Source organism: Sphingobium sp. MI1205 (genome assembly GCF_001563285.1).
GTDB lineage: Bacteria > Pseudomonadota > Alphaproteobacteria > Sphingomonadales > Sphingomonadaceae > Sphingobium.
Genome location: NZ_CP005188.1, coordinates 1,656,959 through 1,677,513, shown reverse-complemented (window position 1 = coordinate 1,677,513; position 20,555 = coordinate 1,656,959). Strand labels below are relative to the sequence as shown.

At 61.4% G+C, this 20,555-nt stretch carries 16 protein-coding genes; 11 read left to right on the top strand and 5 right to left on the bottom strand.

The window, feature by feature from the left end; all coding sequences use genetic code 11:
* Positions 1-7 precede the first annotated feature (7 nt).
* Positions 8-472, bottom strand: coding sequence for an Hsp20 family protein (locus K663_RS08005; protein ID WP_062116331.1), 465 nt, complete (start codon positions 470-472; stop codon positions 8-10).
* Positions 473-941: 469 nt separating this feature from the next.
* Here K663_RS08005 and K663_RS08000 point away from each other — a divergent pair, with 469 nt between their 5' ends.
* The 3 genes from K663_RS08000 to dnaE all read left to right on the top strand — a co-directional run bounded on the left by K663_RS08000 (position 942) and on the right by dnaE (position 6,616).
* The gene (locus tag K663_RS08000; protein ID WP_062116328.1) at positions 942-2,192 is read left to right on the top strand and encodes a lipoprotein-releasing ABC transporter permease subunit; all 1,251 of its coding nucleotides are present in this window, start codon (positions 942-944) and stop codon (positions 2,190-2,192) included.
* The gene (locus K663_RS07995) at positions 2,185-2,874 is read left to right on the top strand and encodes an ABC transporter ATP-binding protein (protein ID WP_062116325.1); all 690 of its coding nucleotides are present in this window, start codon (positions 2,185-2,187) and stop codon (positions 2,872-2,874) included. The genes K663_RS08000 and K663_RS07995 overlap by 8 nt, the downstream gene beginning before the upstream one ends.
* Positions 2,875-3,073: 199 nt before the next feature.
* A complete protein-coding gene (dnaE, locus tag K663_RS07990) occupies positions 3,074-6,616 on the top strand; it encodes a DNA polymerase III subunit alpha (RefSeq protein ID WP_062116322.1) in 3,543 nt (1,180 codons plus the stop codon).
* Here dnaE and K663_RS07985 read toward each other — a convergent pair whose 3' ends face one another.
* Genes K663_RS07985 through K663_RS07970 form a run of 4 tightly spaced genes read right to left on the bottom strand, consistent with a single transcriptional unit; the run spans position 6,617 to position 10,753 of the window.
* Positions 6,617-7,684, bottom strand: a complete 1,068-nt coding sequence (locus tag K663_RS07985) for a PA0069 family radical SAM protein (protein ID WP_062116319.1) — start codon at positions 7,682-7,684, stop codon at positions 6,617-6,619.
* 44 nt (positions 7,685-7,728) lie between these two features.
* Complete coding sequence (moaB, locus tag K663_RS07980; RefSeq protein ID WP_062116316.1) at positions 7,729-8,256, bottom strand: molybdenum cofactor biosynthesis protein B; 528 nt, start codon at positions 8,254-8,256, stop codon at positions 7,729-7,731.
* The gene (locus tag K663_RS07975; RefSeq protein WP_062116313.1) at positions 8,256-10,046 is read right to left on the bottom strand and encodes a lytic transglycosylase domain-containing protein; all 1,791 of its coding nucleotides are present in this window, start codon (positions 10,044-10,046) and stop codon (positions 8,256-8,258) included. The genes moaB and K663_RS07975 overlap by 1 nt, the downstream gene beginning before the upstream one ends.
* Entirely contained in the window at positions 10,043-10,753 is a 711-nt protein-coding gene (locus K663_RS07970; protein WP_062116309.1) for a uracil-DNA glycosylase family protein, read from the bottom strand. The genes K663_RS07975 and K663_RS07970 overlap by 4 nt, the downstream gene beginning before the upstream one ends.
* A 141-nt stretch (positions 10,754-10,894) precedes the next feature.
* Here K663_RS07970 and K663_RS07965 point away from each other — a divergent pair, with 141 nt between their 5' ends.
* Genes K663_RS07965 through K663_RS07930 form a run of 8 tightly spaced genes read left to right on the top strand, consistent with a single transcriptional unit; the run spans position 10,895 to position 20,494 of the window.
* Positions 10,895-12,547, top strand: a complete 1,653-nt coding sequence (locus K663_RS07965; RefSeq protein ID WP_062116307.1) for an electron transfer flavoprotein-ubiquinone oxidoreductase — start codon at positions 10,895-10,897, stop codon at positions 12,545-12,547.
* A gap of 19 nt (positions 12,548-12,566) precedes the next feature.
* Entirely contained in the window at positions 12,567-14,195 is a 1,629-nt protein-coding gene (locus tag K663_RS07960; protein ID WP_062120582.1) for a tetratricopeptide repeat protein, read from the top strand.
* Positions 14,182-15,045 carry a 4-(cytidine 5'-diphospho)-2-C-methyl-D-erythritol kinase gene (locus tag K663_RS07955; RefSeq protein WP_062116304.1) on the top strand — a complete coding sequence of 288 codons (864 nt, stop codon included), beginning with the start codon at positions 14,182-14,184 and terminating at the stop codon, positions 15,043-15,045. Before K663_RS07960 ends, K663_RS07955 begins: the two co-directional genes overlap by 14 nt.
* A 2-nt stretch (positions 15,046-15,047) precedes the next feature.
* Positions 15,048-15,764, top strand: coding sequence for an N-formylglutamate amidohydrolase (locus K663_RS07950; RefSeq protein ID WP_062116302.1), 717 nt, complete (start codon positions 15,048-15,050; stop codon positions 15,762-15,764).
* Between the two features lie 46 nt (positions 15,765-15,810).
* Positions 15,811-17,532 carry a dihydroxy-acid dehydratase gene (ilvD, locus tag K663_RS07945; protein WP_062116299.1) on the top strand — a complete coding sequence of 574 codons (1,722 nt, stop codon included), beginning with the start codon at positions 15,811-15,813 and terminating at the stop codon, positions 17,530-17,532.
* Positions 17,513-17,893 (top strand): hypothetical protein, encoded by a 381-nt coding sequence (locus K663_RS07940; RefSeq protein WP_062116296.1) that lies wholly within the window; start codon positions 17,513-17,515, stop codon positions 17,891-17,893. Before ilvD ends, K663_RS07940 begins: the two co-directional genes overlap by 20 nt.
* Before the next feature lie 37 nt (positions 17,894-17,930).
* Positions 17,931-19,289, top strand: coding sequence for a bifunctional ADP-dependent NAD(P)H-hydrate dehydratase/NAD(P)H-hydrate epimerase (locus K663_RS07935; RefSeq protein ID WP_062120579.1), 1,359 nt, complete (start codon positions 17,931-17,933; stop codon positions 19,287-19,289).
* The gene (locus K663_RS07930; RefSeq protein WP_062116293.1) at positions 19,286-20,494 is read left to right on the top strand and encodes a class I SAM-dependent RNA methyltransferase; all 1,209 of its coding nucleotides are present in this window, start codon (positions 19,286-19,288) and stop codon (positions 20,492-20,494) included. Before K663_RS07935 ends, K663_RS07930 begins: the two co-directional genes overlap by 4 nt.
* Positions 20,495-20,555: the final 61 nt, after the last annotated feature.

Sequence of the window (20,555 nt, the reverse complement as noted above, 5' to 3'; positions counted from 1 at the left end):
CAGCCGTTTATGCAGCGTCTCGATCGTTTCCGATCTCAACAAGCTGACCGCCATTGATGGCGATCTTTTTCGGCTTCATGGCTTCCGGGATCTCGCGGACAAGATCGACAGTAAGCAGGCCGTCTGCTAGGTCGGCCTTCTCCACTCGCACGAAGTCGGCCAGTTCGAAACGACGTTCAAAGCTGCGGTTGGCGATGCCAACGTGCAGGAACTTTGATCGGTCGGAACTGGCGCTGTCGTCCTTGCGTCCGATCACCTGGAGCAGGTTCTGCTGAGCGGTAATATCGATTTCGTCCGGTCGGAAACCGGCAACGGCCAGAGTGACCCGATAGCGGTCGTCTGAAAGCCGCTCGATATTAAAGGGCGGATAATTGTCGCCTTGCTGCAACCGCGCATTATTCTCGATCAGGTCGAACAGCCGATCAAAGCCAACGGTCGAACGGCGATAGGGGGTAAGGTCAAAACCACGCATGTCATAATCTCCATCAGAGCAGAATGAACATGCCGAACCCAAAAGGCGTCCGGCGATACGATGCTCGACCCCAAATGGCGGCCGAGCATCGTGGATATGGTTTGACCGATTTGGGATTCAAGTGGGGGATTGGAGGGGTAAAACGACAGAATCAAAAGTGCCCGGACCGTGTTTCCACAATCCGGGCACTGATGGACGATTGCTCGTCTCCCCCTTTGGCCTGCCTCAACCACTTCTTAGCCCCCTAAGCTCGAAGTAGGATGCAGTATCCCTGAACCACGGCCATTAACCTGTGCTTCGATGACTTTGCTATGGCTCCAGCAGGCGGCTGTCACGGGCTATTTCCGTGCTGGGAGATTTTACCTCCAGCCCTGTGGCTGTCGTGCAACAATGCGGAGCGCTTGCCGTTGGTGAAGACCCTGCTAGACGGGCAGGATCTAGTCTCACGTAAAAGGCCATCCGCGCCATCATGATCTTATCTCGCTATGAACGCATGATCGCCAGGCGCTATCTGCTGCCCGGCAAGGGAGAAGGGTTCATCTTTCTCGTTGCAGGAATCAGCTTGGCTGCGGTGATGCTTGGTGTCGCGGCGCTCATCATCGTGATGAGCGTCATGAACGGATTTCGGGCTGAACTGTTCGACAAGATTGTGGGGCTGAATGGTCATGCCGTGGTCCAGGGCTATGGCGGACGGCTGCCTGATTGGCGATCCATCCTGAAGGAAGCGCAATCGACGCCTGGCGTCACCAGTGCAACGCCGCTGATCGAGCAGCCGCTTCTCGGCAGTTTCCAGGGGCGGGTCGAAGCCGTCCTCGTTCGCGGCATGATGGTGAAGGACATCCGCGACAACGCGACCCTGAAGGCAAAGGTGCTTGCCGGTAGTCTGGATGAACTGACCGCAAATGGCAGCAAAGTTGGAATAGGTTCACGGCTTGCGGAAAATCTCGGGATTCAGCTGGGTGACAGCATAACCATCATCAATCCGGCGGGACGATCCACGCCCTTCGGCACGATGCCTCGTCAGGTATCCTATCAGGTAGCGGCTATCTTTGAGGTAGGCGTGTATGACTACGACAAGGCCTTCGTCGTAATGCCGATGGAGGACGCGCAAACATTGCTGCTGTTGGGCGACGTCGTTGGTATGATCGAGGTGGAGACGGTCGATGCTGATCGGGTCGGCGCGATCCTGCAGCCGCTGGCCGGAAAGGTGGCTGGCCGCGCCGTCGTCACGGACTGGCGTCAGATGAATGCTTCCCTCTTCGAAGCGCTGGCAGTCGAACGCGTCGCGATGTTCGTGGTGCTGTCGATCATCGTTTTGGTGGCCGTGTTCAATATCCTTTCCTCGCTTATCATGCTGGTCCGGGCGAAGACGCGCGATATTGCGATATTGCGGACCATGGGGGCAAGCCGTGTGGGTCTCGTCAAGATATTCATGACGGTGGGTGTCACAATCGGTTCGCTCGGCATGGCGGCAGGTATGGTACTAGGCTTCACTTTCCTCTTTTTCCGCCAGAGCGTGGTGAATGCCATTCAGTTCGTTACCGGCCAAAATCTCTGGGATCCGTCGATCCGCTTTCTTACCGAGTTGCCAGCCAAGCCGGACCCAGTCGAAATCACGATCATCTGTCTCATGGCGTTGATATTCAGCTTCCTTGCGACCCTCTACCCCGCCTTCAAGGCGGCCAATACCGATCCAGTGCAGGTACTGCGTTATGAATGACATTCTCAAGGTCACCGGCCTAACGCGCAGCTTCACCCAAGGGGGCGTCACGATCCAGGTTCTGCGCGGCGTCGATCTGTCGGTGGGCGAGGGAGAGATTGTGGCTCTACTCGGCCCGTCGGGATCAGGCAAATCGACCCTGCTCCAGGCGGTTGGATTGCTTGAGGGTGGCTTTGATGGATCAATCCAGATCGATGGTGAAGAGGCCGCCAAGCTCGACAATGATGGCCGTACACGGTTGCGCCGGGACGCCTTGGGTTTCGTCTATCAATTTCATCATCTGCTGCCAGACTTCAATGCAGCGGAGAATGTCATTCTGCCGCAAGTCATCCGAGACAAGGACATGGCTTCCGCGCGCCTGCGTGCGGAATCGCTGCTCACGTCGCTTGGTCTTGGTCATCGGCTGGATCACCGGCCTAGCCAACTTTCCGGCGGCGAGCAGCAACGGGTAGCGGTTGCGCGGGCGCTGGCCAACCGGCCCGCCCTCATCCTGGCCGACGAGCCAACGGGCAATCTTGACGAGCGGACTGCCGATATCGTCCTTGCCGAATTCCTGAGGTTGGTGCGGGAAGAGGGGTCCGCGGCTCTTGTGGCGACCCACAATGAGCGTCTTGCCGAAAAAATGGATCGGGTCGTACGACTCCACGAAGGGTTGCTAGAGGAAGCGCCAAAGCTGCCCTGAGACATTCCCTTTCGAGAAGGCGGCGGCAGCGAACGGATTGTGACCGCGTCTGTCAGGGCAGCCGCGCTCGGCATGATCGCGATGTGATGGCCATATCGGTCGGAAGCCAGCTGAAAGCCTTGTTGCTGGCTTGTGTTTATCCACAGCATTTGGAAGGAAGGGCTGGCATCGAATCGCTTGTGCGGCCTATCACTGCATCATGCCTCATGCCGGTTTCGTTCCTCTCCGCATATTTTCCTCTTTCACCATGTTGGAAGGCGCGATCGAGCCCAAGAAGATTGCGAAGCAGGCGCGGGTTTTGGGCTTTCCGGCAGCGGCCATCACTGATCGCAACGGCCTATATGGCTCGATGGCGTTTTCAGACGCCTGCAAGAGCGAAGGGGTGCAGCCGATTATTGGCGCGATGGTCGGCGTTCTGCGGCCTGGGCGACCGGCAAATGCGGCCCCTGTCCATGACTGGCTTACGCTCTATGCCCAGGACGAGACGGGATACGACAATCTCTGCGCGCTTGTTTCGCGCGCCCACCTCGATCGCCCTGTCGAGGAAGTGCCTCATGTCACGTTCGACATGCTCGATGGGCGTACTGATGGCCTGATCGCCTTGACCGCCGGCGCGGAAGGAGCGCTCGCGCGATTGTTCGCCGAGGATCAACCGGAGGCTGCACTAGACTATGGCCGGAGGCTGGAGGCGCTTTTTCCTGAACGCCTCTATGTGGAGATTTGCCGCAGGCTGGACCCTGTCGAGGGTAAGGCAGAAGCCGATCTGCTGGACCTCGCCTACGGTCGTAATTTGCCATTGATAGCCACCAATCCCACTTGCTTTGCCGAGCCTCATTTCCATGAGGCGCATGACGTGATGCTGTGCATAGCGGACGGCGCCTATGTTGAAACGCCAGACCGCCGGACCAGTTCTCCCGACGCATGGATGAAGCCTGCGGCAGAGATGAGGCGTCTGTTCGACGACCTGCCAGAGGCGCTGGCGAATACGCTTGTCGTAGCCCAGCGTTGTGCTGTCGCCGCGCCGAAGCGCAAGCCGATCCTGCCAAGTCTCGCCGGCGATATCGAAGGCGAGGCCAAGATGTTGCGTGAACAGGCGGTCGAGGGACTCGAAGCGCGGCTGGCCAAGGCGGAAATCACGAGCGCAGAAGCCCGCCAGCCTTATTTCGACCGGCTCAAGTTCGAGACCGACATCATCATACAGATGGGTTTCCCCGGCTATTTCCTGATCGTCGCCGACTTCATCAAATGGGCGAAAGAACATGACATTCCCGTTGGACCGGGTCGTGGTTCTGGCGCTGGTTCGGTCGTCGCCTGGGCACTGACCATCACCGATCTCGATCCCCTTCAACTGGGGCTTCTGTTCGAACGCTTTCTCAATCCCGAACGCGTGTCGATGCCCGATTTCGATATCGATTTCTGCGAAACGCGGCGGGGCGAGGTTATCCGTTACGTGCAGCAAAAATATGGCGCCGACCATGTTGCTCAGATCATTACGTTTGGAAAGCTGAAGGCGCGCGCGGTGCTCAAGGATACGGGTCGCGTCCTGCAGATGAGTTATGGTCAGATCGATCGTCTGGCGAAGCTGGTTCCCAATCACCCGACAGACCCCTGGACCCTGGAGCGCTCGTTGAATGGTGTCGCTGAATTCCGGGCGGAATATGACAATGATGCGCAGGTGAAGCGGCTGATCGACTATGCGATGAAGCTGGAAGGCTTCCCGCGTCACAGTTCGACCCATGCCGCAGGCGTGGTGATCGGTGATAGGCCGCTATCGCAGCTTGTCCCCCTCTATCGGGATCCCCGCTCGGACATGCCGGTGACGCAGTTCGACATGAAATATGTCGAGGGCGCGGGCCTCGTGAAGTTCGACTTTCTTGGTCTCAAAACCTTGTCCGTATTGCAAAAGGCGGTGCAGTTGCTCGCCGGGCGGGGTGTGGAAGTCGATCTCAATGGCCTCGGCTGGGATGATGCGGCCGTCTATGAACTACTCCAGCGCGGTGACACGGTCGGCGTGTTCCAGTTGGAATCGGAAGGCATGCGTAAAACGCTTGCCGCCGTTCGTCCGACCAATTTCGGCGACATCATAGCACTTGTTTCGTTGTATCGCCCGGGTCCGATGGACAATATTCCGATGTTCGGCCGCCGCAAGAACGGTCAGGAAGAAATCGAATATCCCCACATATTGCTGAAACCGATCCTTGAAGAAACGTACGGCATTTTCGTCTATCAGGAACAGGTGATGCAGGCTGCGCAAATCTTGGCCGGCTACTCCTTGGGCGATGCGGACCTTCTCCGTCGCGCGATGGGCAAGAAGATCAAGGCGGAAATGGACGCGCAGCGCGCAAGGTTCGTCGATGGCTGTGCCAAGAGCGAAATTCCGGCGAGCAAGGCAAATGAACTGTTCGATTTGATCGACAAGTTTGCCGGCTATGGCTTTAACAAGTCGCACGCGGCCGCCTACGCCTTGCTCGCGTACCAGACCGCGTGGCTAAAGGCGCATTATCCGGCTGAATTCTATGCTGCGTCGATGGCTTTCGACATCCATCTGACGGACAAGCTGACGGTCTTTGTTGATGATATGCGGCGCATGGGCCTTACTTGCCTCGCGCCAGACATCAACCGCAGCCTCGCCGATTTTTCCGTTGAACCTGTCGAGCATGATGGAGAGGACGCTCGTCTGGGCTTTGCCGTGCGCTACGCTCTAGGCGGCCTTAAGGGCGTTGGCGAAAAAGCGATGGAGCAGCTTGTCGCAGAGCGGGAAGCAGGCGGCCCGTTCAAGTCGCTCGACGATTTCGCCGACCGCATCGAACCGCGCCTTCTCAACCGTCGGCAACTGGAAAGCCTGGCAGCCGCCGGTGCATTTGACGGCATTCACGCTGACCGGGCAGGGGTTCATGCGGCCGCCGATACTGTCCTGAGCGTGGCGGCCAGCGCTGCGGAGGCGCGGGAAAGCGGCCAGGGCGGATTGTTCGGTGACGTGGAAACCCCTCATGCCGACGTGCGCATTCCACCGCACCAGACCTGGTCGACGGCAGATCGTATGGCGCAGGAGAAGGAAGCGTTCGGATTCTACTTCTCCGCACATCCCGTAGATCGCTTCCGGCATCTGGCCGAAGCGCGGGGCGCGAAAAGCTACGGGGCGATTTGTGCCGAACCGGTCGGCGAAGGCGGGCGCGTCAATGCAGTCATGGCCGCCATGGTCGAGGATGTGCGCTGGCGCGAAACCCGGCGCGGCGCACGGTACGCCGCCGCGACCTTCTCCGATAATAGCGGGCAGTTTCAGGCGAGCTGTTTTGAAGAAGATGCCTGCAAGGCAATCGAGGCCATGGCTCGGGAAGGCGATTGCGCGCTTTTGATGGTCGAATTGGACCGTATGCCGGGCGAAGAGACGCCCAGAGTGACCATTCGCGGCGTCGAGCAGTTTCATCAGCTTGCGAGCGCGTCTCGCATGGAACTGGTCATCGATGCTCAGGATCCGGTCGGCGTCAAGGCGCTGGCGGAGGTGCTGTCGTGTGCCAGGGGTGGTCGGAGTGAAGTATTTCTGCGAGCCCCGATTGCTGGAGAAAAGGCGGCGCGCCTGTTCCTGGGCGATGATTATCTCATTGGCGCTGATCAAGTGGATGCGATCGCGTCGATCCCCGGATTGGCAATTCACAGCTTTGAACGGGTGGAACCCAAGGCAGACGGCTATCGGGCCCGAACCCGGCGATCGGGTTTCAGGTTGGTCGCGGCTACCGCTTAATCAGAAGAGTTGAAGCTGCGGGCCGGGCGGCGGCCGGAACAGGTCGGTCCGCAGCGTCAGCCGCTCTCCTGAAAAGCCCGCCCGTTTTCGGGCTTTGATAAAACGGGCCCTGATAAGGTCAGCCCACACTCCCTGGCCTCGCATCCTGGTGCCAAAGTCTGGATCATTATCGCGGCCTCCCCTGATTTCATGAATGATACGCATGACCTTTTTCGATCGATCGGGGTAATGTTCCTGGAGCCAGGCCCGGAAGAGCGGCGCGACTTCATGGGGAAGGCGGACAGGGATGAAGGTGGCGTCGCGGGCGCCTGCCGAGGCGACGGTTTCGATTATGGCTTCGATCTCATGATCGGTAATCGCTGGAATTATCGGGGAGACGCTGGCGACGACGGGTATGCCTGCCGCCGCCAAATGCCGGATGGCTTCGACCCGGCGGAGGGGGTGAGCGGCACGCGGTTCAAGCGTGCGGGCGACTTTCGGGTCGAGCGTGGTGACGGATATCATGATTGCGACAAGGCCATCCTTGGCCATTTGGGTGAGAAGGTCGATGTCTCGTAAAATCCGGTCCGACTTTGTTGTGATGAACAATGGGTGACGACATTCCATCAATATTTCAATGCATTGCCTGGTGATCTTCCAATCGCGTTCGATCGGCTGATAAGGATCGGTATTGGTTCCCATGGCGATGGGCGAGACGCTATGTGACGGTTTCGACAGTTCCGTCCTTAGCAGGTCCGGCGCATCCGGCTTGGCAAACAAGCGGGTTTCAAAATCCAGACCCGGTGACAGGTCATGATATGCGTGCGTGGGCCGGGCGAAGCAATAGATGCAGCCGTGCTCGCAGCCTCGATAAGCGTTGATGGACTGGGTAAAGGAAATGTCTGGCGATTTGTTGCGGGTGATGATCGTGCGGGGATGCTCGACCGTCACTTCGGTTCGACGGCGGGGCGTTGCGCCATCGACGAGATGCATGGCGTCGAGCCAGTCCCCGTCGTCAATATGTTCAGCGAGGTTGAACCGACGGCTTACGCCATTCTCGGTCGCCCCTCGTCCTTTTTCCGCAGCCATGCCGAACTAGAACATAAAGAGAACGTAGGTGCAAGGGGGCGGGTTCAGCGTTCCATCAGGCGGGGCATCAGTTCGACGAAATTGCAGGGCCGGAAGCGGCTGTCCAGCTGGCTTGCGAGGATGCCGTCCCAGGCGTCTCTGACTGCTCCGGTCGATCCAGGAAGCGCGAAGATATAAGTGCCACGGGCCACGCAGGCCGTCGCGCGGGACTGGATGGTTGAGGTTCCGATCGTCTGATAGCTCAGCCAGCGGAACAGTTCGCCGAAGCCCGGTATCTCCTTGTCCTGCACTTGCGCGAGCGCTTCGGGCGTGACGTCGCGGCCAGTTACGCCAGTGCCACCTGTGGTGATAATGCAGTCGATCTGCGGGTCGTCGATCCATGCATGCAGGCGCGCCACGATGGCGGAGCGGTCGTCCCGTTCGATGTGCCGCGCCGCCAATATATGACCTGCGCCCGTGATCCGTTCCGCCAATATGTCGCCCGATCGGTCTTCCGCCAGGCCGCGCGTGTCGGAAACTGTCAGCAGCGCGATACGAACCGGCAGAAATGTCCGGTCTTCATCTATCGGCATCAATCGGAGCCGCCCGCAATGCTGGGCGCGGTCAAATGGCTCCTCTGGGTCAGGCGAACCATGCGCGTACCTTTTGCGGTGGGGAAGGTCGGCCACATGCCCTGTGCCATGCCGGTAAGACAGTCTGCGCTGCCCTTTGCCTGGATCTGGTACATCCAGTAGTTGCGCATGACGATGTTCACATAGGCGCGGGTTTCATAATAGGGCAGCGATTCCATGAACAGCAGCGGGTCGCCATTGTCCTTCACTTCGCTGTTCCACCGCTCGACCGGCGCCGGCCCAGCATTATAGGCGGCCATGACCTTGGGCAGCAGCCCGCCCGTCGCGCTCATATTGCGGAGATTTTCCAGATAGCGCTGGCCATATTCCATGTTGGTCGATGGCACGAAGAGCTGCGCAGGCGAGGACAGTCCCATGTCGCTGCCGGTTCCGGGCAACACCTGCATCAGGCCGCGCGCGCCCGCGCTGCTGATGACATCGCTGCGGAAACCCGATTCCTGAAGCGTATGGGCGTAGATCAGCGCGGGATCGACGCGCCAGCCGCCGTCCGGTCGCCAATCGGGCGCGGGAAAACGGGCAAAGCTGTCGGGTTGCTTCCCTGCTGGGCCGTTATGCGCGAGCCAGAGCTGCGTTGCGGGCAGGTTGAGCGCACTCGCGAGTCGTAGAAGCGCGTCATATTGGCCGCTTCCGCCGATGCGAGCTTGATAGCGAACGAGTTCGTCGGCCTTGGCGGTCTGGCCAATGGCGGCAAGGGCTATGGCGGCCTGGACGTTGGGGCTGTTCTTCAGCTGTTGCCAGTCCGCCGCGCCCAAACGGGGCGCGACCTTTGCACCGCCGACGGGCAGGCCGAGCGTTTCGCGGGCGAGGAGGCCGTAGAAGGTTTCTTCCGAACGCGCGGCGGTCTTCAACAGATTTTGAACCTTCTCCGCCTGACCGCAGACCATGTAGGCGCGCGCAGCCCAGTAAGCGCCCGCAGCGCGCATGTCGGCATTGCCGGCCAGCGCCGCGACATTGGCGAAGGCAGGCGCGGCCGCGACGCAATCATTCTGACGCCAGGATGCAAGGCCGAGAGTCCAGTGCGCCTGCGCCGTCCAGTCGCCGCCAGTACGCGTATCCAGCGCCCTGGCAGCCATGCGGCGTGCGTTGGCATCGTCGCTTTCGATATAATAGGCCCATGCGACGCGCTGGCGCACTTCGGTCAGGCCTTCTGGCGTAAGGCCTATCTCTCCCGTCGCCAGCAGAGATTCGGCTCCCGCTGGGTCGTCATTCTTTATGAAGCCGGTGATCTGCCCGACGAGCGCCTGTGCAAGCGGGTCAGTCCTGGTGGTGGGAACATATTCCCGCCGGGGCGCGGAACCGAGCCATACCATTTTCTGCACCTGGGGCAGGGCAGGCAAAATCGTCGCGCCGCGCTTTTGCGCCAGCCGGGACAGCTGGTCGGCGCTGGGTAGCCAGGACGATTTGTTGATGAGTTCGAGCAGGTCGAACAATTCCACGCGAGGCGAATCTTTCGCCAGATAAAGTTCGGAAAGTGCGACTGGCCGGACTGGATCCTGCCCGTCCAGGGATAGGATCATCGCCTTGGCTTCCGTCCATTTCTGATCGGAAAGGGCGGCGAAGATAGCGTTATATCGCGCCTTCTCCCCGTCGTTGATCTGCAGCGGCGACTGCGCTCCGGTCGCGAAAGTCGCTGGGACCGAGGTGACGCTGTCCGCTTGCGCGGGCGTCGCGGCAGTCGCGCTGATGGCTGCCACGGCCAGGCAGGATGATCGGATAACGGCGCAAATCACTTATGCATTTCCTCGACCAGGCGTTGCAGTGTCCGCCAGCTTTCCGCCTTCGCTGCCGGCTGCCCCAGCAGCAGCCGCGGATGGAAAGTGGCAAAGGCAGGCACTATGCCGCCATCATGGTTAAAAAAGTGTAAACTATCCACACCGGCGCTGTCTTGTACAGGAAGGAAGGCACGGATCGTCCGGTCGCCCATGATCAACAGCCTGTCGGGCATGGCCAAGGAAATGTGGGTACGCATGCGGTCGGCCGCTGTATTGAGATCGGTCGCTTCCACCATGCCGCCGGGTGGCCGCGAGGAAAAAAGCGACGCCACGTAGATATCGTTGCGCGAAAGCCCGATGGCGGAAAGCATGGCGTCGAACAGCCGCCCTGCGCGGTCGGCCAGCAATGAGCCCGCCTCCATATCCGCAGGGTCCGGCATGTCGGTGATGACCATCAGCCGGGATTTGGCTTCCCCTTGCGGTAGGATCGGCGCGCCGGGCCAGCGGCGTTCCGGTTGCGCTGGATCATCAGCCAGCCAGGCCTTGAACGCGTCGAGCGTGGCAGGCTTTGCCGATGGGGCCGGATCAGGCAATGCGGCAGGCGGAGCGCTGGCGGCAGCCGGCCGTAGCCAGTTCACCGGCTGCTCGCCGGTGGCGCAATCGACGCCCGCCCTATCCCACCAGGCCAGATAGGCGCTGGCGGCGGCCGCCATGTCTTCCTGCATTATTCCCCGCATCAATCTTCTAGGGCCAGAGGTTGACGCCGAGGTCAAGAATCTTCATCGGCAACGAGTGGTAAATCGTTTGAGTAATGCGGCCACCGGACAGCAGTGGGAAACCGGCCGGTGCGCCACGATGGAGGGATTATGAGCGAACGGGAATCGATGCCCTATGACATCGTCATCGTCGGCGGGGGACCGGCGGGGCTGTCCGCGGCGATCAGGTTGAAGCAACTGGCCAATGAAACGGGTCAGGAACTGGCCGTGTGCGTGCTCGAAAAGGGTTCGGAAATCGGCGCCCATATTCTGTCGGGCGCGGTGATCGATCCCAAGGCGCTGGATGAGTTGCTGCCCGATTGGCGCGACATGGGATGTTCGCTGGCGGACGTGCCGGTGCGCGATAATCAGCACTGGATGCTGACGAGGCGCGGCAAATTGCCTGTGCCGCATATTGCGACGCCGCGCTGGATGCACAACAAGGGCACCTATACCGGATCGCTGGGCAACCTTTGTCGCTGGCTTGCCGAGCAGGCCGAAGGGCTGGGTGTTGAAATCTTTCCGGGCTTCGCCGCCGCGGAAATCCTCTACCATGATGACGGATCGGTGCGGGGTGTCGCGACCGGGGACATGGGCATTGACCGTGAAGGCAATCGCAAGGGTGACTATCAGCCAGGTCTGGAACTGCATGCGAAATATACCTTCTTCGCGGAAGGCGCGCGCGGCCACCTGACCAAGATTTTGAAGCGCCAGTTCGAGTTGGACAGGGACTGTGAGCCGCAGGTCTATGGCCTTGGCATGAAGGAATTGTGGGACATCGATCCCGCCAAGCACAAGCCTGGACTGGTGATTCACACACAGGGCTGGCCGCTGTCGGATGCCTATGGCGGCGGTTTCCTCTATCATCAGGCCAATGGGCAGGTGGCGCTGGGCTTCGTCGTGGGTCTTGGTTACCGCAACCCCTATCTTTATCCGTTCGAGGAATTTCAGCGCTGGAAGCAGCATCCCGCGATCCGCGAATATCTGGAGGGGGGACGCCGCGTTTCCTATGGCGCGCGCGCCATCAACGAAGGCGGTTGGCAGTCGGTGCCCAAATTGGTGTTCCCCGGCGGCGCGCTGATCGGCTGCTCGGCCGGGTTCGTTAACGTACCGCGCATCAAGGGCACGCATACCGCCATGAAGTCGGGCATGCTGGCCGCCGAGGCAGCTTTTGAAGCGATCCAGAACGAACGCGCGCGTGACGTGCTGGATGATTACGAGGTCCGCCTCCGTTCCAGCTGGGTCGCGGAGGAACTGAAACTGGTCAAGAACGCCGAGCCGCTGCTGGCCAAGTTCGGCAACACGATCGGCACCTTGTTGGCGGGCATCGACATGTGGATGCGCACGCTGAAGATCGGGCTGCCGTTCACGATGAAGCACAAGCCGGATAACGAAAAGCTGTGGCGCAAGGACGTCGCGCACAAGATCGACTATCCCAAGCCGGATGGCGTCATCAGTTTTGACCGGCTGTCGTCAGTGTTCTTGTCGAACACCAATCATGAGGAGGACCAGCCGGTTCACCTTCAGCTGAAGGATCCGTCGATTCCCATCAGCTACAACCTGCCCCTTTATGACGAACCGGCGCAGCGCTATTGTCCGGCTGGCGTTTATGAAGTGGTCGGGCAGGACGAGGGTAATCCGCGTTTTCAGATCAATGCGCAGAACTGCGTTCACTGCAAAACGTGCGATATCAAGGATCCGACGCAGAACATCAACTGGGTCGTGCCCGAAGGCGGTGGAGGCCCCAACTATCCTAACATGTAGGCGCCTGCTGCTGATCATGATGCTACCGATGCTGCCGGTATTTCCGGCCGGCGCGTCGGTCGATCGGACGAGCGCACTACATGCTTACGCGCGAGGAAGGCTGGCTGACAGTAACGGCGCGCCGGCGATAGCGCTGCGCAACTATCGTGATGCGCTCGCCAGCGACCCCGCGAGCATTGAGGTGGCGCGTCGCTCCTATCTCCAGGGCCTTATCAGCGGCGACATGGCGCTGGCAATGCGATCGGCAAAGCTGCTCGACAGCAATGGCATGTTGCCTCGCGACGGGACACTGCTGTTCCTTTGCGATGCGATGGCGCGCAGGGATTGGGGCGAGGCGCGGCAGGTCGCAGACCGCATGGTTGGCGAAGGGAATTTCGGTTTCCTTGCTCCCATAGTCCGCAGTTGGATAGCTGTGGGCGAGGGCAAGGTTGCACCGCCGGAAATAGATCCAGCGGATCGCTATGCTTCCCTAGCGCGGCGCTATATCGACGAACATGTCGCGCTTCAGGCGCTTGGCCGTGGCGACCTGGCGGAGGCTGAACCGGCGATCAGCCGCGCGCTCGCGCTGCGGACCGTGGACCTGGCGGAACTCCGGCTCACCTTCGCCGCTCTGCTGGCAGGGCGAGGCGCGAAGGCGCAGGCTCTGGCGCTGCTTCCCGAGGGTCAGGCCACCTATGCGCGTGCCCGTGCTGACGTAGCGCGCAGCCGGAAAGGCGGGGCGGTGGGCAGCGCCTTGACGCCTGCCCAGGGCTTTGGGCGGCTGCTGGCACGGTTGGCGGCGGATATATCCTCTGACGAGAGCACGCGCATGCTGGGGATCAGGCTGGCACGGATCGCGAGCTTCGCCAATCCCGGAGGAAGCGATAGCACGCTGGCATTGGCGCAATTGCTGACTGAGGCAGGCTATGCCGATCATGCTGCGGTTGAGGCGCGCAAAGTCGCTTCCGATGGCTGGTTCGGCTCGCTGGGGCAGGCGGCGCTCGTCGATGCGCTGGCGGCGTCAGGCGACATCGCTGGCGCGACAGCGCTCGCCCGCTCCCTTGCCAGTGCAGAAAATGCGGATACCGAAAGGCTTGTCCGCTTGGGGCAGTTGCTGGCGCAGGCGAAGGATTTCGGCGGCGCGGCGGACGCTTTCCGAACCGCGGAGGAGCGTTACCCAGCCGATGCTGTGCCCTGGGCACTGCTGCTGTTTCAGGGCAGCGCTCTGGAACAGGCGGAGCGTTGGGATGAAGCACGCGTGGTGCTGGAGCGGGCAGCCAAACTCGCGCCGGAGGAGCCGGTGGTACTCAACTATCTCGGTTATGCTCAGGTGGAACGGAGGCAGAATGTCGCCACCGCGCTGGAACTGCTGAAGAAGGCCAACAGCCTGAAACCCGAAGATGCCTCCATCACGGACTCGCTGGGTTGGGCGCAGTTTGTGACGGGCGATGTGGAATCCGCTGTGCCGGTGCTGGAGCGGGCCGCCCAAGGCGCGCCGGCCGATGTGACGATCAACGAGCATCTGGGCGATGCATTGTGGGCGGCGGGCCGTCGTTATGAGGCGCGCTATGCCTGGCGCGCCGCGTCCGTCTTTGCCGAAGGTGAAGCCGCGATCCGTCTGAACGGGAAGGTGAAAGAAGGGATGAAGCCTGAATATGCCGCTCCCTGATGCGAGGACGCTGGTGGAGACGGCCTATGCTAAGGTGAACCTGGCCCTTCATGTGCGGGAGAGGCGGGCCGATGGCTATCATGCGCTGGAAAGCCTGTTTGTGTTCGCGCGCGATGGCGATCTGCTGGTTGCAGAACTGACCGACGATGGAGAAGTCCGCCTGGAACTGGATGGGCCATTCGGGGCGGTGCTGGATGCGGGGCCAGATAATCTGGTGACGAGGGCGGCCCGCCTTCTGCAGGCACATTCGCGGGAAGAGCGAGGCGCTGTCATCACGTTGACGAAGAACCTGCCCATCGCTTCGGGTATCGGCGGCGGATCGGCGGATGCTGCGGCGGCGTTGCGGCTGCTCAACAGGCTGTGGGATGCGCGGCTTCCCGCCGTAGAGTTGGAACAGCTCGGGTTGGCGCTCGGCTCCGACGTTCCCGCTTGCATAAGCAGCGTTACGCAGATGGTGCGCGGGCGGGGAGAGATACTTGAGCAGCGGTATGTGCAGGCTTTGGTGGGCATGCCGATGCTACTGGTGAATCCGGGCGTACCACTATCGACGGCACGGGTTTTCGAGGGCTGGGATCGACAGGATCGCGGCCCGCTGGATGCCCAGGGCCTCGAAGATGTCATCGACGGCGGACGCAACGACCTGGAAGCCTCGGCAATAGAGGTGGCGCCCGTAATCGCCCAGATACTGGGATTGCTGAAACACCAAAGGGGCGTGCGACTGGCGCGGATGTCGGGTTCTGGCGCGACTTGCTTCGCTCTGTTCGACAATGCCTGCGACAGAAGCGCGGCGGCCAAGGCCTTGCAGTCGCAAAGCCGCGATTGGTGGATCATGGAAACGGAGATAAGGTAAGCGTGAGCGAGGCTTTCACATTGATCGACGGCGGCGCGATCGACCTGTTGATCGTCGCGGACCATGCTTCGGCCCATGTCCCCGATGATATCGATCTGGGATTAGATGAGGCGTTGCTGACCGATCACATCGCGGTCGATATCGGCGTGGCGGAAGTCAGTCGCCTGCTGGCGGAGCAGTTGGCATGCACGGCCATATTGGGCGGCGTGTCGCGGCTGGTGATCGATCTCAACCGCGAAGAAGAAGCACCCGGCCTGTTGCCGGTCATGAGTGACGGCCATGTGATCCCCGGTAATCGCCAAGCAGATCTAGGCCAGCGGATGATCCGTTTTCATCATCCCTATCATCATCAGATCGCCCGGCTGCTGGACGGCATGACATCGCCATTCATCCTTTCTGTGCATAGCTTTACGCCCAGCTTGGCGAGTGATCCCGATGCTCAGCGGCCCTGGGATATAGGTGTACTATATAATGAGGACGACCGTGCGGCGCGGATCGCCATTCCGCTGCTGATGGAGGTGGGCCTGCTGGTCGGAGACCAGCTTCCCTATTCCGGCAAGCTGCTGAATGCGACGATGAACCGTCATGCCGAAGCAAACGGCATTCCATATCTGGGCATCGAAATGCGGCAGGACCTGGTTGGGGACGCGGAGGGACAGCGTCGCTTCGCCAGTATAATCGGCCCGATCGTGCTACAATGCCGCAATAGCCTTGCGTGACTCGCACCTTTTTGGAAAGGAGGCGCGCGCAAGAAGGGTAGGTTTTATGTCTCACACGTTCGACAAGTCGAAACTGCCGAGCCGTCATGTCTCGGTTGGTCCTGAGCGGGCCCCGCATCGCAGCTATTATTATGCGATGGGTCTGACCGAGGAGGAGATTGCCCGGCCCTTCGTAGGTATTGCTTCGGCAGGTAACGACAGCGCCCCCTGCAACACCACGCTCGACCTGCAGGCAGACTGGTGCCGTCAGGGCGTGAATGAAGCTGGCGGCATGCCGCGTCGTTTTAACACGATCACGGTGACTGACGGCATCGCGATGGGCCATCAGGGCATGAAAAGCTCGCTCGCAAGCCGTGAAGTTATCGCGGACTCCGTCGAGTTGTCGGTGCGGGGCCATTGCTATGACGCGCTGGTGACTTTTGCCGGGTGCGACAAGTCGCTGCCGGGCATGATGATGGCGATGCTGCGTCTCAACGTACCGTCGATCTTCGTCTATGGCGGATCGATCCTGCCGGGCCGGTTCGAGGATCGCGACGTCACGGTCGTCGATGTGTTTGAGGTGGTCGGCAAATATGCGGCGGGCGCATGTCCGTTGAAGGATGTCATTGCCCTTGAGAAGGTTGCGTGTCCCGGCCATGGCGCGTGCGGTGGGCAGTATACCGCCAACACCATGGCCTGCGTCGGCGAGGCGATCGGCCTGTCTCTGCCCAACAGCAACATGGCGCCCGCTCCCTACAAAAGCCGCGAGCAAATCGCGGTCGCCGCTGGGCGGCAGGTGATGGAACTGCTGGCGAAGAATATCCGCCCGCGCGACATCTGCACGCGCGAAGCGTTTGAGAATGCGGCGCGCATCGTCGCGGCAACTGGCGGTTCGACCAATGGCGCGCTTCATTTGCCTGCGATGGCGAACGAGTGCGGCATCGATTTCGACCTGTTCGATGTGGCGGAGATATTCAAGTCGACACCCTATATCGCTGACCTGAAGCCCGGCGGGAAATATGTCGCCAAGGATATGTATGATGCGGGCGGCATCTACATGTTGATGAAGACCCTCTTCGACAACGGGCTGTTGCATGGTGACTGCATGACCGTCACCGGCAAGACGATCGCCGAGAATATCGAGGAAGTGACCTGGAACCCCGACCAGAAGGTAATCTTTGACGTCAAGTCGCCGATCACCCCGACCGGCGGGGTTGTGGGCCTGAAGGGTACGCTGGCTCCCGAAGGCGCCATTGTGAAGGTTGCGGGCATGCACCGGTTGCAGTTCGAAGGGCCTGCGCGGGTCTTTGACTGTGAAGAGGATGCTTTCGCTGCGGTCGAGGCGCGCGATATCACCGAGGGTTGCGTGATCGTCATTCGCTATGAGGGTCCCAAGGGTGGTCCCGGCATGCGCGAGATGCTGTCCACCACGGCTGCGCTTTATGGGCAGGGCATGGGTGAGAAGGTTGCTTTGATCACCGATGGTCGCTTCTCGGGTGCGACGCGTGGCTTCTGCATCGGCCATGTGGGACCGGAAGCCGCTGATGGCGGTCCTATCGCGCTGATCGAGAATGGCGACATCATCTCCATTGATGCCGAAGCGGGCACGATCGACCTGAAGGTGGACGATGCCGTTTTGGCGGAGCGGCGTAAGAACTGGCAGCCCCGCCAGAATGATTATCAGGCGGGCGCACTGTGGCGCTATGCACAGAATGTGGGTCCGGCCTACAAGGGTGCGGTGACGCATCCCGGAGCAAAGGCCGAAACCCATGTCTATGCGGACATCTGACAAGATCGCCGGGGTGGGGCTGTTGTGCCTCGCCCTGGCGGGCTGCAATGAAAATGGATCTACGCAGGCCTTCCTTAGGGGGGCTGATAGCGAATCTGGCGGTGCGGCGGTGGCGGATTGCGCTATCGGACTCCGGTCAGCGTGGGGGCGGACTTGCCTGGTCGAGCAGGCGGGCGCGATCCTGACCTTTCGTCACGCGGATGGTGGATTTCGGCGGTTCACAATTCTGAAAGATGGGCGCGGGCTTGCGTCGGCTGATGGCGCGGAGCCTGCAAGCATCGCTATCCTGGATCAGGGGCAGATCGAAGTCAGCGCTGGCGAGGATCGTTATCGGCTGCCCGCCACGATCGCCGAGCGTTGAAACCTTGACCGGAACGCCCATCCTGACTGCCGCCCAGATGCGGGAGGCCGAGCAGGCAGTGTTCGCCACTGGCATTCCGGAATATGAGTTGATGGAGCGGGCAGGCGCAGCGGCGGCCGAGATCATCTGGCGTGCCGGAGCCAAGCGCGACGCTCTGGTACTTTGCGGTCCGGGCAATAATGGTGGGGATGGGTTCGTGATCGCCCGACAGCTGCGGTCGCGCGGTGTGCCGGTGCGTGTCGCAGCCCTCGGTGAGAGCCGGACGGAGTCAGCGCGGAAGGCTCGCGCTGCATGGAATGGGCCGATCGAGCCGTTCGATCAGGCAGGCCCGGCAACGCAGATCATCGACGCGCTGTTCGGCACTGGTCTTTCCCGTGGGCTCGACGCGGTTGTTGCGGAACGGCTCTGCGATCTCACCGGTGGGGCTACCTTCAGCTATGCGGTCGATTTGCCGAGCGGGGTGGATACGGACAGCGGCGCATTGCTTTCGCCTGTGCCAGGCTTCGGCATCTGCATCGCTTTGGGCGCGCTGAAGCCGGCTCATGTCCTGCATCCCGCTGCTGGTCTATGCCGACGGTTGGTTTGCGCTGATATCGGTATCGCTGCCTCGGGCACGATCCATCATTTGTCTCCGCCCAGTTTGGCCTGCCCCCTTGCCTCGGATCACAAGTACAGCCGGGGATTGGTCGCCGTCGTGGGCGGTGAGATGGCAGGGGCCGGGCGGCTTGCCGCGCGTGCGGCTGCTCGTTCGGGTGCAGGCATGGTGCGCCACCTGACCAGCCTGGATGGTGCAGCGGCGCTGGATGCTGTCATCACCACGCAGGTGCGGGCGGTGGACGAGATAAAGGCGCGTCTCGGCGACGTCAGGCTAGCCGCGGTGGTCGTCGGGCCGGGGCTGGGCCGTGGCGGTGATGCGCAAGATCGCTTGGCTGCGGTGCTTCCTTGCGGGCATCCGCTTGTCCTGGATGCCGACGCCTTGACCTTGTTGGGAGGTGCGGGGATGGAAAGCATCCCACACGGGTCCATTCTGACGCCGCATGAAGGGGAATTCGCAGCCCTTTTCGGTGATCTGCAGGGCAGCAAGATCGCCCGCACAGTTGATGCGGCTCAGCGCGCATCGTCCGTGGTCGTGCTCAAGGGCGCTGATAGCGTCATAGCGGCGCCGGACGGCCGGATCGCTGTAGCGACCGGCGCATCGCCATGGTTGTCCACCGCCGGGACCGGTGATGTGCTGGCGGGGTTGGCCGCGGGCAGATTGGCGGTGGCTGGTGATCCGTTCCGCGCCGCATGCGAGGCGGTCTGGCTGCATGGTGAAGCGGCTAGACGGGCCGGAGCAGCCTTCGTCGCGGATGATTTGATTGCGCAGTTGCCTGCGTCTATCGGCTCTCGCCTGTGACTCTTATCGACACTGATCTCGTCGTCCGCATCGCCGCGAAGGGCGATGGCGTGACCGCCGACGGCCGGCATGTGCATCTTGCCGCGCCGGGGGATCGGCTGACGGCGAACGGTGACCTTCTGCCTGGCCCCCATCATGTCGAGCCGCCCTGCATTCACTTCTCGTCTTGCGGTGGATGCGAACTTCAGCATGTCGATGAGGAGAGCCTTTCAGCGTTCGTCACCGCGCGTGTTACTGGCCCTCTTGCGGGACAGGGCGTGAAGCCTCGGACAGTCTCGCTAACTCACATCTCACCGCCGCGAACTCGAAGGCGGGCGTCGCTGAGGGCTGCGCGTGAGGGGCGGCGTGTCACCATCGGATTCGCAGAGGCGGGTAGCCACAAGCTGATCGATCTGGCCATGTGCGAAATTCTGGACGCGCGCATCTTCGCCTTGCTGGAGCCTCTCCGCACGATGCTGCCGCTGATCCTGCCGGACAAGCGTGCGGCGCATGTGCGCATGTCGGTGATCGACCAGGGCATCGACCTTTTGTTGGAAGGCGTCCGCGTGGAGGGGCTGGCGGCGGACGAAGCGCTGCGGGATTTCGCGGCGGCCTGGAAGCTGGCCCGGCTGACGATCGACGAGGGTGACGGCCAGCAACTGCGCTGGGAGCCTGAACCAGTGACGGCGAGTTTTGGCGGCGTCGCAGTCGGTTTTCCGCCCTTCGCCTTCCTTCAGGCCACGCCGGATGGCGAGGCAGCGCTGGTAGAGTTCGTCCGTCGGGCCTTGCCTGCGCAGGGGGCTGTAGCTGACCTCTTTTGTGGGCTTGGCACCTTTGCGCTGGCGATAGGGGAAGGGCGGCCGGTCTACGCGGCCGAAGGCGCCCGTGACTTGGTCCTGTCACTCAAACTGGCGGCGAACCGGGTGCAACGGCGGATGGTGGTGGATCATCGCGACCTGTTCCGTCGGCCGCTGACGCCAGAAGAACTGAACCGCTTTGCCGCCGTGGTGATCGACCCGCCCCGGGCGGGCGCGCGCGAACAGGTTATGCAGTTGGCGGCGTCAAGGGTGTCCGTGATCGCCTATGTGTCTTGCAACCCGGCGAGCTTTGCGCGGGATGCGGCGCATCTGGTTGCTGGCGGCTATATGCTGGAAAGCGTGAAGCCGGTCGGGCAGTTCCGCTGGTCAACGCATGTGGAACTGGCCGCCATCTTCCGTCGCCCATAAAATTTGTCCCCCGCCGCATGTTTGCGGCGAGGGGCAGGCACCCTCTCCAAAGGGGAGCTTG

Excerpts from the sequence above, each read along its gene's own strand:
- K663_RS07985 (WP_062116319.1), bottom strand. The coding sequence starts at position 7,684 with ATGGCTGCGGAAAAAGGACGAGGGGCGACCGAGAATGGCGTAAGCCGT.
- K663_RS07940 (WP_062116296.1), top strand. The coding sequence starts at position 17,513 with ATGTCTATGCGGACATCTGACAAGATCGCCGGGGTGGGGCTGTTGTGC.
- dnaE (WP_062116322.1), top strand. The coding sequence starts at position 3,074 with ATGCCTCATGCCGGTTTCGTTCCTCTCCGCATATTTTCCTCTTTCACC.
- K663_RS07955 (WP_062116304.1), top strand. The coding sequence starts at position 14,182 with ATGCCGCTCCCTGATGCGAGGACGCTGGTGGAGACGGCCTATGCTAAG.
- ilvD (WP_062116299.1), top strand. The coding sequence starts at position 15,811 with ATGTCTCACACGTTCGACAAGTCGAAACTGCCGAGCCGTCATGTCTCG.
- K663_RS07970 (WP_062116309.1), bottom strand. The coding sequence starts at position 10,753 with ATGCAGGAAGACATGGCGGCCGCCGCCAGCGCCTATCTGGCCTGGTGG.
- K663_RS08005 (WP_062116331.1), bottom strand. The coding sequence starts at position 472 with ATGCGTGGTTTTGACCTTACCCCCTATCGCCGTTCGACCGTTGGCTTT.
- K663_RS08000 (WP_062116328.1), top strand. The coding sequence starts at position 942 with ATGATCTTATCTCGCTATGAACGCATGATCGCCAGGCGCTATCTGCTG.
- K663_RS07935 (WP_062120579.1), top strand. The coding sequence starts at position 17,931 with ATGCGGGAGGCCGAGCAGGCAGTGTTCGCCACTGGCATTCCGGAATAT.
- K663_RS07965 (WP_062116307.1), top strand. The coding sequence starts at position 10,895 with ATGAGCGAACGGGAATCGATGCCCTATGACATCGTCATCGTCGGCGGG.
- K663_RS07960 (WP_062120582.1), top strand. The coding sequence starts at position 12,567 with ATGCTACCGATGCTGCCGGTATTTCCGGCCGGCGCGTCGGTCGATCGG.
- moaB (WP_062116316.1), bottom strand. The coding sequence starts at position 8,256 with ATGCCGATAGATGAAGACCGGACATTTCTGCCGGTTCGTATCGCGCTG.
- K663_RS07995 (WP_062116325.1), top strand. The coding sequence starts at position 2,185 with ATGAATGACATTCTCAAGGTCACCGGCCTAACGCGCAGCTTCACCCAA.